The sequence below is a fragment of the Neisseria musculi genome, assembly GCF_014297595.2.
GTDB lineage: Bacteria > Pseudomonadota > Gammaproteobacteria > Burkholderiales > Neisseriaceae > Neisseria > Neisseria musculi.
In genome coordinates, this window is sequence record NZ_CP060414.2 from 1,308,964 (window position 1) to 1,321,467 (window position 12,504).

Here is a 12,504-nt window from a genome sequence, read left to right on the forward strand (position 1 = left end):
CGGATTCATGTCAAACAACCGTTTCCATTCACTCAATGAATACGAAAAACTGAAGCGCAAAAACCGCCGCCGTTTGGTTGGCGCGTCTGCGTTGGTGATATTTGCCGGCATTTTGCTGGCCAATGTGTTGAACCAAAGCAGCACCGAAGAAGCCGCCGGCAACATCAGTATCGAAAAAACCGCCTCCGCCGAATCGGAAGCCACAGCGCAGACAGAGACTGCCAACCAAGCCGCCGCTGCCGATGATGCTTCCGACTTATCCCCTGCTGTCGTGTTGGAACCCGCCCCGGCCGATACCGAAACCACAGAACTGAGCAACCCGCTTGCTAACCCGCCCGCACAAACGCCGGCACAGCCCGCGCCCGCAGAGCAAACGGTATCCGAATCCGCCGCCCAAACCGCCGCGGCAACCGCAGCCGCAAAAGCAGCGGCCGAGAAAAAAGCGGCGCAAGCCAAACCCGCCGCCAAACCCTTGCAGGCCGAAACGCCCAAACCCCAACCCAAGCCGCAGCCCAAGCCCGAAGAAACCGCTCCGCCGCCCGTGGTGGTCATCAACAACCGCATCGAGCCCGATGCCGAAGCCGGGCGTAAAGCCGCTGCCAAAAAAGCCGAAGCCGAACGTCTGAAACAGCAGGCGCAGCAAAAGGCAGCAGCACCCAAAAACGAACAGGAAACACAAGCACGCGAAACACGCGGGCAGGCCGCAGCCAAAGAAGCCGAACGCCGCAAAACCGCACGTTCGGCCGAGCAGGAAAAAGGCCGTCTGAAAGCGCAACAAGAAGCCCGCGCCAAAGCGGAATCTGAAAAACGCGCGGCCGAAACCGCCAAGAAAAAACAGCAGCAAGCCAGCCGCAAAGCCGCGCAAGATGCGTTAAACAACAAAGCCGCGCAAGCATCGGTTGAAAAAAGCGACCCCAAAACCATTCTGGAAGGCAAACCCGCTTCCCAAAAAGCCATTATTCAGGCCGGCGCATACAGCAGCCGCGATCAAGCCAAACAAACGCAGCAGAAACTGGCCGATGCAGGCGTGAGCGCCTACATCACCGAAGTGGAAACCAGCAAAGGCAAGGTTTACCGCGTGCGCACCGGCCATTACCCTGATCGGGAAACCGCCGGCAAAGCTTTGCAACGGCTGCGCAAAAAAGGGGCAGACGGCATCATAATCGGACAACCCTGATGGCCACCTTCGACCTTCTCGCCTCCGGCCTGATCGGCCTGTGCATTATCGTTTCAATGATGCGCGGCATGATTGCCGAAGCAGCTTCTTTAATCATTTGGATTGCGTCATTTCTTGCAGCCAAAACATTCGCCGTACCTTTTTCGGAAATCGCGTTCCGCTCATTCGAACCGCGCCCTTTGGCCGTATCCCTGTCTTTTATCGTTTTGTTTGCTGCCGCATGGCTGCTGCAGCGTTGTTTGCGCTCGCTGCTTACCGGTGCCGCGCAGGCCTCGGGTTTGGGCGGCATCAACCGCCTGCTCGGCGGCGCATTCGGGGCACTGAAAGGTATTTTGCTGGTTACGTTGGCGGTAATCGTCTGCTCGTTTACCGATCTGCCGCAAACCGATGGCTGGCGGCAGTCGGTCAGTGCGGGCTATTTCGAATCGCTGGCACAATTTGCCGTACCCTATCTGCCGGCCGCCCTTGCAGATAAAATACAGTATCAACCTCTTTAAAAATGTTCGGAGAAAAAAATGTGTGGCGTATTGGGCATGGTAGCCTACCAACCTGTAAACCAAAGCCTTTATGACGGCCTGCAAATGCTGCAACACCGCGGCCAAGATGCTGCCGGCATCGTTACCGTAGAAGGCAGCATTTTCCATATGCACAAAGGCAAAGGCATGGTGCGCGATGTGTTCCGCACCCGAAATATGCGTGATCTGACAGGCAATGCCGGCATCGCCCATGTGCGCTATCCTACCGCAGGCAACGCCGAGAGCGCGGCCGAAGCGCAACCGTTTTACGTCAGCTCGCCGTTCGGCATCGTGCTGGCGCACAACGGCAACCTTACCAATACCGAAGAACTCTATGAAAACGTGTGCCACAAGCATTTGCGCCACATCAATACCCGCTCCGATTCGGAAGTGCTGCTCAATGTGTTTGCCCATGAATTGCGCCGCGCAGTTACCGACTCCAATGCTTCGCAACTGAGCGTTGACAATATCTTCGAGGCCGTTGCCAAACTGCACAAACGCATACGCGGTGCATACGGTGTGGTGGCTGTGATTGCCGGTTACGGGCTGGTGGCTTTCCGCGATCCGCTCGGTATCCGCCCGCTGGTGCTGGGCACACAAACCGATTCAGACGGCCGCACTGCCTATGCCGTTGCTTCCGAATCGGTTGCCTTCAATGCCATCGAGTTTGATTTGGAACGCGACATTGCCCCCGGCGAAGCCGTTTTCATTTCTTTAGACGGGCAGTTTTTCTCACGCCGGTGCGCCGCAAACACCAGCCTCAGCCCCTGTCTGTTCGAATACGTTTACTTCGCCCGCCCCGATTCAGTAATCGACAATGTTTCCGTTTACCGCGCCCGCTTGGGCATGGGCGTAGCACTGGCCGAAAAAGTGAGGCGCGAGCTGCCGCTCAACGATATTGATGTGGTGATGCCGATTCCCGACACCAGCCGCCCCAGTGCAATGGAACTGGCGCACCATTTAGGCAAACCCTACCGCGAAGGGCTGATTAAAAACCGCTACATCGGCCGCACCTTCATCATGCCCGGTCAAGCCACGCGCAAAAAATCAGTACGCCAAAAACTCAGCCCGATGGAATCTGAATTTAAAGGAAAAAGTGTGCTGTTGGTTGATGATTCCATCGTTCGCGGCACCACCAGCCGAGAAATTGTCGAAATGGTGCGCGCTTCCGGCGCCCGCAAAGTCTATTTTGCCTCGGCTGCCCCCGAAGTACGCTACCCCAACGTTTACGGCATCGATATGCCAACCCACGAAGAGCTGATTGCCAACGGCCGCAACAAAAACGAAATCGCCCGCGAAATCGGTGCCGATGGCTGTGTTTTCCAAGATTTGGGCGAGCTGGAGCAGGTGGTGAAATCACTCAACCCTGCCATCGATTCATTCGATGCTTCATGCTTCAGCGGCTGCTATCCCACCGGCGATATCGATGAAACCTACCTGCAAAAACTTTCTGCCGACAAATCCCTGCCCGCCGCGCTCACCGGCACCATCCACACGGCAATACGCATCAGCAACCACCCGGAAGACGATGAATAACTCTATATGCCGGTTTTCATCATTCAACCACGGCAAAAACATAAACCCGGTTCGATATGCCGCAACGGCTTCAAGATACGGCGCACCAGGTTTATATTCAGCTCCGTCTGCCGGCCTGCCGGCACAGCTTGATGCGGAGACTGTCATACAACATCACGGCAGAATCTCTGCCCCGACAGGCAATATCCGTTATCAGAAGATTGGCTGGCAGCAAACCTGGGGTTGCAATCATTTTTTCAGACGGCCTGATTTTGCGGCTGCACAAAGCAGCCGTTAAGCCTGCAGGGTCTGCTTGTCCACCGGAGCCCGGAATGACGGCGGCTGTTTTCATTAACATGCTTTAGGCGGTTTTATGATGATGAATGGCGCGTTCCCTACAACCACTTAGCAGTTTGTATGTTGCTGGCCACACTTTCTGCCTGCATTGATCATGCTGCCGTCTGCTTTTCTTGTCATTGCGTTTGATGCTTCGTAATACACGAAAAGGATTTTTTGGCGCACGCCCCCAACCCTGTCAGGATGGGATTGCAAGGATTTTCCAACATTGGTTTTATTCGCGCGGATTCCAATAGTGAAAGGCCTCAACCTTCGTAAAATCCCAAGAAATCTATTTGCCGCTGTTCCTGCACAGGCAGGAATCCGGCTGTTTAGCGTCTGATATTTGTTTCACCGATTTCAAGATTGCTGCCTGCGCGGGAATAGCGGCATCAGTCTTTCAGACGGCATCGGGGCATTTTTGCAAAGGTTCGGGAGGATAGAAAAATCCAGTATGGTTTACACTTTTCGTTTTTTGCTTGAAGGCTCATTTGGGGGATTTTTAAAAGTACCGAGAATGCCGGAAGGCGCAGCAAAGCCGCGCAGTTCTGATTCAAATACTAAAAAAAACGATTTTGCTGCTTTATCATAGGCTTGCCAAATCATTCTCTTTGGGTTCTTTAATGCCGCACGATTGTTTTAAAGCAGGCCGGCCATATCCAACCCCGTCATGATTAAATTGAATTGAAAAGAGCCGAATCCTGTCCGATACAGGATTCGGCTCTAAGAAGCCGCTTGATTAAACTGTTTGGATTGAAGCGCAGTTTATTTTTCAGACGGCCTTTTAGCCGTCTGACAACCGCTACAGCGAACGTGCCACCTCAACGATTTCAAACACTTCCAGCGTATCACCTTCCATGATTTCGTTATGGTTTTTCAGCATCAGGCCGCACTCGTAACCCATGCGCACCTCCTTAACATCATCTTTGAAGCGTTTTAGTGAAGCAAGTTCGCCCGTGTGGATAACCACATTGTTGCGAATCAGGCGGATATGAGAATCGCGCTTCACAATACCATCGGTAACCATACAGCCGGCGATATTGCCCACTTTCGATACGCTGATAACCTGGCGGATTTCCACCGAGCCGATAACCTGCTCTTTCTGCTCCGGCGCCAGCATACCGCTCATGGCTGCTTTCACATCATCGATGGCATCATAAATAATATTATAGTAGCGGATTTCCACGTTTTCGGTTTCGGCAAGCTTACGGGCGGAGCCATCAGCACGCACGTTAAAGCCGATAATGAAGGCACCCGAAGCAATCGCCAAATTGACATCGCTCTCGGTGATGCCGCCTACGCCGCTGTGCAGTACATTGACTTTTACCTCATCGGTAGAAAGTTTTTTCAGGCTGCCCGACAAGGCTTCGTAAGAGCCTTGAACATCGGCCTTGATAATCACCGACAGCGATTGCGCCTGGCCCTCCCCCATGTTACTGAACATATTCTCCAGCTTGGCCGCCTGCTGTTTGGCCAAACGCACATCGCGGTATTTGCCTTGGCGGAACAGGGCGATTTCGCGGGCTTTTTTCTCATCGGCCAACACCATCGCGTCTTCGCCGGCATTGGGTACATCTGACAGCCCCAGAATTTCCACGGGTATAGACGGCCCGGCTTCATCTATCGGTTTACCGTTTTCATCCATCATTGCACGCACTTTGCCGAAGGCCGTTCCTGCCAGCAGCATATCGCCTCTTTTCAGCGTACCGCTTTGCACCAGCAAGGTAGCAACCGCACCACGGCCTTTGTCGAGGCGTGCTTCCACGATGATGCCTTTGGCAGGCGCATCGGCGGGGGCAGTCAATTCCAACACTTCCGCCTCAAGCAACACAGCTTCGAGCAGGGTATCGATATTGATACCTTGTTTGGCCGACACATCGACAAACTGGGTATCGCCGCCCCATTCGTCAGGCACGACTTCGTGTGCCGTCAGTTCTTGGCGGATACGCTCGGGATTGGCGGCTTCTTTGTCGATTTTGTTTACCGCCACCACAATCGGCACGCCCGCCGCTTTGGCGTGGGCGATGGCCTCAATGGTTTGCGGCATTACGCCGTCATCTGCTGCCACCACCAAAATAACGATGTCGGTAGCTTTGGCACCGCGGGCGCGCATCGCCGTAAACGCTTCATGGCCGGGCGTATCGAGAAACGTAACCACACCACGCGGCGTTTCCACATGATAGGCACCGATATGCTGGGTAATGCCGCCCACTTCGCCCTGCACCACTTTGGCACGGCGGATATAGTCAAGCAGCGAGGTTTTGCCGTGGTCAACGTGTCCCATCACTGTAACCACCGGCGGACGCGGCAGTTGCTCTGCCTCGACCTGCACGGCATTATCATCCAAAAAAGCTTCCGGATCGTCGGCTGCTGCAGGTTTGCCGATGTGGCCGAGTTCTTCCACCACAATCAGAGCCGTATCTTGGTCGATGGATTGGTTGATGGTTACCATCATGCCCATTTTCATCAAGGCTTTCACGACTTCCACGCCTTTCACCGCCATTTTGTGTGCCAAATCGGCCACGGTGATGGTTTCAGGCACCAACACTTCATGCACCACGGGCTCAGTAGGTGCCTGGAAAGCGTGTTGGTTCAGCTCCAGTTTAAGCTGCTTCTTGCCCTTTTTGCCGCCGCGCACACGTTCTTCCTGCCCTGCAGCTTGGTTGCGGCCTTTCGCGCCTTTGCCTCCGCGCGGACGGTTCTCCATGTCGTCCCGGCTGTGGCGTTCGCCTTTCTTCGGGCGTGCCGAAGATTCCGGCTTTGCCGCCGACACGGCTGACAACGGAGCCTTTTCAGACGGCCTGGCAGAACGCTGCTCGGCCGTTTTGCCTTCTCTGGCTGCTTTCGCTTCCTGCTGCGCCTGCAGTTTGGCTGCTTCGCGGCGGGCTTGCCGTTCCTGCTTTTCTTTCAGCAGTGCTTCCTGATGGGCGCGCATAGCGGCGGCGCGGCGAGCTTCTTCGTCCCGGAGTGCCTGCTCTTCTGCGCTGACCACCGGGCGCACGGCGGCGGGCTGCTGCTGTTTTTGCTCTTTGTTTTTGCTTTTGACCGGTTTTTCTTCCGCAACGGCTGTTTCTTCTGCCTTGGCCGTCTGAAGCAGTTTTTCTTGCTGTTCGGCTTGCTGCATCTGCTGCGCTTCTAGGGCTTCCTGCTCGGCTTTCAGCCTCGCTGCTTCAGCCTGCGCGGCCGCTTCGGCAGCCGCTTTTTCGGCTTCGGCACGCTGCGCCGCTTCACGTTCTGCCAACGCCGCCGCTTCGGCAGCCTGCTGTTGCTGTGCTGCCTGCTCCGCTTTGGCCTTTGCTTCGGCAGCCAACTCAGCAGGCAACGGGCTCACTACTTTTCGGCTGCGCCGGCGGGTTTCCACCTGCACACCCCCTACTGTGCTGACTTCGGCTTTTTTACGGCTGATGCTGATGGTACCGCTGCCGCTTCCGCTGCCGTGTGATTTTTTCAGATAAGCCAACAATTGTTGTTTGTCATCGGAAGTAATGCTGTCGCTGCCGCTGCTTTTGTTCACGCCGGCACTGGCAAGTTGTTTCAGCAAATCGCCCACGGGCTTTTTCAGTTCGGCGGCAAATTGTTCTACTGTTGTATTGTTCATATTTACCCCCTCAGTTTTCTTCGGCAAACCAGTGTTCGCGGGCAGCCATAATCACTTGCTTGGCTTCTTCTTCGCTCACGCCGGTGATTTCGATCAATTCATCAACGGCCAGTTCTGCCAACTCATCTCGTGTGGTGATGCCCGCCTGCGCAAGATCGCGCAACATTTCTTGATCGATACCTTCGAGATTGCGCATATCTTCATCGATATCATCGAGTTTTTCTTCTGATGCAATGGCCAGCGTGAGAATGGCATCGCGTGCACGGTTGCGCAACGCTTCTACGATAGCTTCGTCAAAACCTTCTATTTCCAACAGTTCGGCGGCAGGCACATAAGCCACCTCTTCCAGCGTGGCGAAGCCTTCCTGAAGCAGCACTTCGACAGTTTCTTCGTCTACATTCAGATGCTCGGTAAACAGCCTGCGGATGGCTTCATCCTCGGCCGCATTGCGTTCCTCCGCTTCTGCCACAGTCATGATATTCAGCTGCCAGCCGGTCAGATCCGCTGCCAAACGCACGTTTTGACCGCCGCGGCCTATGGCCGGCGCCAATTGGTCTTCCGCCACCACCACATCAACGGCGTGTTTGTCTTCATCAATCAAAATGCGGGTTACTTCGGCCGGCGACAAGGCGTTGATAACGAACTGTGCGGTTTCGGGAGACCACAAAACCACATCGATACGCTCGCCGGCCAGTTCATTGGTTACGGCGTTCACGCGCGAACCGCGTACACCGATACAGGTTCCTTGCGGGTCGATGCGTTGGTCATTGGCCTTCACTGCGATTTTGGCACGGTGCCCGGGATCGCGGGACGCTTCTTTGATTTCAAGCAGGCCATCTTCAATTTCCGGCACTTCCATTGCAAACAGTTTTACCAGAAAATCACGCGAAGTGCGGCTCAGAATCACCTGTTTACGGCCGGAACTGCCGATTTCATCGACTCTCAGAAACAGCGCACGCACACGGTCGCCGTTGCGGAAATTTTCACGCGGAATCATTTGGTCGCGCGGCAGCAATGCATCGAGCCTACCGATTTCGATAATGGTTCCGTGGCGTTCCACACGCTTCACAATCCCCATTACAATATCTTCTTTACGTGCCAAAAATTCCTCGAGAATCTGCTCGCGTTCGGCATCACGGATGCGTTGCAGGATAATCTGCTTGGCGGTTTGCGCGGCTTGGCGGCCGAAACCTTCGTTTTCAAGCTGCTCTTCGTAATATTCGCCGATTTGGATGGCGGTTCCGGGAATCTCTTCCTGGATTTCTTCGATGGTCTTCTCCACATCGGGATAGGTGTAGTCTTCATCGGCCACAATCATCCAACGGCGGAAAGTTTTGTATTCTCCGGTGTCGCGGTTGATTTCTACGCGCACATCCATATGTTCGCGGCCGGATTTTTTCTTGGCAGCAGTACTCAGTGCAAACTCCAGCGCATTAAACACTACTTCGGGATCTACGTTTTTCTCACTGGCCAATGCTTCGGCCAGCAGCAACATCTCACGACTCATTTTCTTAACTCTCCGTAAAACGATATTTTTAAAATTTGAATTCCGGGCGCAAGCGGGCTTTGTCGATATTATCCAGCCCGATTTCGACAGTTTTTCCTTCGAAGGAAATGCGCACGGTATTGTTTTCACAGGCCTCGATACAGCCGATAAAGTTTTTTTGGCCGTTTATCGGCAGACGCGTTTTGACTTTGACCTGCCCTCCAGCAAAACGCACAAAGTCGGCAGCTTTTTTCAACGGACGGTCAAGGCCGGGGCTGGAGATTTCCAAGCGTTTGTAATCAATATCTTCCACCATAAACAGGCGGCTCAAATGATTGCTCACTGTAGCGCAGTCTTCCACGGTAACGCCGCCCTCTTTATCGATAAACACGCGCAAATCACCTTGCGCAGTCAATTCGAAATCCACCAACTCGTAACCCAAACCGGGCAGGGTTTTATCGAGAATAGTTTGAATATCCATAACACTCCAAAAACAAAAAATGGCCGTGGGGCCATTTTTCCTGAAAACTGAAAAATTTTCTTATTATAACCGTTTCATCTTCAAAAGCAAAGAGAAGATGCTGATTGTCAGAGTTTTCAAACCCATAACAAATTTTTAAAATACCACCCTGCCCACAACAACCGGAATCGCTTTCCGATAACCGTGTTTTTTTGCCCTGTTTCCGCTACAGCCCGTATGTCAAATATTTGACTTGACCAATCAACACAGCTTCTATATAATTGTTCGATTAAATTTTATTTGAAGCCATCGTCTTCAGCCAACTTCCACTCTTTCGGGCTTTATTTTTTTTAAAGCTTTCTGATTTGCTTCGTTTGCAGGCATATTTGCAGGTTGTTGCCGATGCTAACCACAAGCCACAGTGCTTGCAACAACCTTTCGTACATCTTTTCTTTAAGTAAATACGTTACCCCATGCTTCAGGCCGTCTGAAAATGTTTTAGACGGAATGTGTTGTTGTTTCTTTCCGGAAAACCATGTCTGTAAAATTTACCGACTTAAATCTCGATAAAAACATTTTATCCGCCCTATCGAGCGCGGGTTACGAATCGCCAACCCCAGTGCAGGCGCAGTCTGTTCCCTATGCTTTGGAGGGGCGCGACATCATGGCCTCGGCCCAAACCGGCTCCGGCAAAACCGCCGCCTTTCTGCTGCCCACCCTGCAACGGCTCACCCGCCGCAGCGACAAGCCCGGCAAAGGCCCGCGCGCATTGGTGCTCACGCCCACGCGCGAATTGGCGGCACAGGTAGAAAAAAACGCGCTCACTTATGCCCAAAATATGAAGTGGTTCCGCACAGTGAGCATTGTGGGCGGTTCTTCGTTCGGTTATCAAATCCGCGCCCTTTCCAAACCCATCGATTTGATTGTGGCCACTCCCGGCCGTCTGATGGATTTGATGGACAGCGGCAAAGTGGATTTCAGCCGCCTCGAAGTGTTGATTCTCGATGAAGCCGACCGTATGCTCGATATGGGTTTTATCGAAGACATCGAAACCATTGTGGCCGCCACCCCCGAGAGCCGCCAAACGCTGCTGTTTTCCGCCACGTGGGACGGTGCAGTGGGCAGGCTGGCGCGCAAGCTCACTAAAAATCCCGAAGTGGTGGAAGTGGAGCGCGTGGATGAACAGGGAAAAATCGAAGAGCAACTTTTATATTGCGATGATATGCGCCATAAAAACCGCCTGCTCGATTATATTTTGCGCGATGCCAATATCGGCCAGGCGGTAATTTTCACATCCACCAAGGCCATGACCGAAACCCTGGCCGATGAATTATATGAAAAAGGCTTTGCCGCCAACTGTCTGCACGGCGATATGCCGCAAGGCTGGCGCAACCGTACGCTGATGGATTTGCGCCGGGGCCGCTGTAAAATCCTGGTGGCCACAGATGTGGCCGCGCGCGGCATCGATGTGCCCACCATCACCCATGTAATTAACTACGACCTGCCCAAGCAGGCCGAAGACTATGTACACCGCATCGGCCGCACCGGCCGCGCAGGCCGCACCGGTTTGGCATTGACGTTTGCCGAAGTAAGCGAATACGTGAAAGTGCATAAAATCGAAAAATATATTTCGCGCAAACTGCCCGAAACAACCATAGAAGGCCTGGAACCCACCCGCAAGCGCGCCAAAGGCGCCGGCAAACCCAAAGGCAAAGGCGGCTGGGGGGAGCGCAGATTCGGCGACAGAAATCCCGGTGAGAAAAAATTCGGCGGCAAAAAATACGGCGATAAAAAAACCGCAGCACACAAAGCCGGCGGCAGTACTTTCGGCGGTAAGAAAAAGCCTGCGGGCAGCGTGGGCAGAAGTCCGCGTCCTTCGCGCTGACGGCTGCCAATGCGGCGGTATGGCACGGCCGAGGCCTTGGAAAATACCTTAAGGCCGTCTGAAAGCTTTCAATACCGCCATTTCCGCTTAGGCGGAAATCCAGGTGAAAATATTTAAATGCCGATTAAAAAACATTTGGATGCCAAATATCCGAGCTCCCGCTCAAGTGGGAATGACGGCAGATAAACTTCTTGTGATGTTTTTTAAAATTTTAAAAGCCTCCGGCCGTCTGAAAACTCAATAGCGCAACATCTGCATTGCTAAAGTTTTCAGACGGCCTTTGTTTTTTTGGAATGTAAGGTGCCTGCCGATTAGTGCGGATGCCCGTGATGATGATGGTGAACACAGGGCTGCGCACCGCTTGCCGCAGCCGAGCAGCCGTGTTCTTCATGCCCGTGCTGCGGCGGCTCGGCCTGCACAGTAACATGGGCGATGCCGTGCCGCTGCACGGCGGATTCTACTGCCCGTGCAATCCGGTAAGCCTCGGCAACCTTTAAAGCCCCGTCAATCACAATATGGCATGAAAGTGCGTGTTGGCGGCTGGTGATTGTCCAAGCATGGATATCGTGCAGCCCTTGTATGCCTTCGATATTGAGAATATCGGCCGCCACTTGGTTCATATCGGTGCCGGCGGGCGTGCCTTCCATCAAAATATGCAGGCTGTTTCGGGTTACGCCCCAGCCGCTTTTGCCGATAAGCAACGCAATCAGCATACTGATTACCGAATCGGCCCATATCCAGCCGAATGAGAGCACCAATATACCTGCAATGATGGCTCCGATTGATCCGAGCAAATCCCCCAACACGTGCAGATAGGCGGCACGCATATTGATGTTGCCTTCGGTATCCGAATTTTTCAACATATACCAAGCCACCGCAACATTCACAGCCAAACCGAGTGCCGCCACCGCCAGCATCGAAGCGCCGGAAATTTCGTTCGGGCTGAGCAAACGCAGCACGGCTTCGATCACAATCCATGCGGCAATCAGCAGCAAAGTGATGCCGTTAACTGCTGCGGCGATGATTTCAAAACGCTGATAACCGAAACTGCGCTTGCTGTCGGCCGGCCGCTCGCCGAAGCGGAATGCTGCCAGCGACAAGGCGATGGCGGCCGCATCGGAAAACATATGCCCCGCATCGGAAAGCAGTGCCAAACTGTTGGCCAGCCAACCGGCGGCGGCCTCAACCAGCATAAACGAGCCGATCAGCAGCAGCGAAACCCGCAGCACTTGCTTATTGGCAGCATGGGAATGCGGGTGTGTATGATCATGATGGTCGGACATGAGGGGTTCTTCTTTAATAAACTATTGTGATGATACACATTTTTCAGTTTAGAGGCCGTCTGAAAGCACTTCCGGCCAACCTATATAGTGAGTTATTTTATTCTCGCCGCCGGACAGCAAGTTGCAGACGGCAAGGGCAGTGTCTTTAGCTTCAAATAGCGGTTTTTGGCCGATAAAGCAGCAACACCGGTTTTGTGTGGTTTGTGGTTTGTGGTTTGTGGTTTGTGGTTTGTGGTTTGTGGTTTGTGG

The 12,504-nt window shown here is 53.6% G+C and carries 9 protein-coding genes; 4 read left to right on the forward strand and 5 right to left on the reverse strand.

Features of this window, described 5'->3' with window-relative positions:
* Positions 1 to 7 precede the first annotated feature (7 nt).
* The 3 genes from H7A79_RS06965 to purF are packed head-to-tail and all read left to right on the forward strand — an operon-like array spanning position 8 to position 3,228.
* A complete protein-coding gene (locus H7A79_RS06965; RefSeq protein ID WP_187001474.1) occupies positions 8 to 1,177 on the forward strand; it encodes an SPOR domain-containing protein in 1,170 nt (389 codons plus the stop codon).
* Complete coding sequence (locus H7A79_RS06970; RefSeq protein ID WP_135034263.1) at positions 1,177 to 1,674, forward strand: CvpA family protein; 498 nt, start codon at positions 1,177 to 1,179, stop codon at positions 1,672 to 1,674. Before H7A79_RS06965 ends, H7A79_RS06970 begins: the two co-directional genes overlap by 1 nt.
* 18 nt (positions 1,675 to 1,692) lie before the next feature.
* On the forward strand, positions 1,693 to 3,228 hold the full coding sequence (gene purF / locus H7A79_RS06975) for an amidophosphoribosyltransferase (RefSeq protein ID WP_187001475.1): 1,536 nt from the start codon (positions 1,693 to 1,695) through the stop codon (positions 3,226 to 3,228).
* A gap of 774 nt (positions 3,229 to 4,002) precedes the next feature.
* Here the strand turns inward: purF and H7A79_RS06980 are convergent.
* The 4 genes from H7A79_RS06980 to rimP all read right to left on the reverse strand — a co-directional run bounded on the left by H7A79_RS06980 (position 4,003) and on the right by rimP (position 9,108).
* Positions 4,003 to 4,149, reverse strand: coding sequence for a hypothetical protein (locus tag H7A79_RS06980; RefSeq protein WP_187001476.1), 147 nt, complete (start codon positions 4,147 to 4,149; stop codon positions 4,003 to 4,005).
* Between the two features lie 196 nt (positions 4,150 to 4,345).
* Positions 4,346 to 7,141, reverse strand: a complete 2,796-nt coding sequence (gene infB / locus H7A79_RS06985; RefSeq protein WP_187001477.1) for a translation initiation factor IF-2 — start codon at positions 7,139 to 7,141, stop codon at positions 4,346 to 4,348.
* Positions 7,142 to 7,151: 10 nt separating this feature from the next.
* Positions 7,152 to 8,648, reverse strand: coding sequence for a transcription termination factor NusA (gene nusA / locus H7A79_RS06990; protein WP_187001478.1), 1,497 nt, complete (start codon positions 8,646 to 8,648; stop codon positions 7,152 to 7,154).
* A 28-nt stretch (positions 8,649 to 8,676) separates the two neighbouring features.
* The gene (rimP, locus tag H7A79_RS06995) at positions 8,677 to 9,108 is read right to left on the reverse strand and encodes a ribosome maturation factor RimP (RefSeq protein WP_135034268.1); all 432 of its coding nucleotides are present in this window, start codon (positions 9,106 to 9,108) and stop codon (positions 8,677 to 8,679) included.
* 514 nt (positions 9,109 to 9,622) lie between these two features.
* On the opposite strand from rimP, the gene H7A79_RS07000 reads away from it, so the two are divergent.
* On the forward strand, positions 9,623 to 10,972 hold the full coding sequence (locus H7A79_RS07000) for a DEAD/DEAH box helicase (protein ID WP_187001479.1): 1,350 nt from the start codon (positions 9,623 to 9,625) through the stop codon (positions 10,970 to 10,972).
* Positions 10,973 to 11,283: 311 nt separating this feature from the next.
* Here H7A79_RS07000 and H7A79_RS07005 read toward each other — a convergent pair whose 3' ends face one another.
* Positions 11,284 to 12,255 (reverse strand): cation diffusion facilitator family transporter, encoded by a 972-nt coding sequence (locus H7A79_RS07005; protein ID WP_135034270.1) that lies wholly within the window; start codon positions 12,253 to 12,255, stop codon positions 11,284 to 11,286.
* Between the last annotated feature and the right edge of the window lie 249 nt (positions 12,256 to 12,504).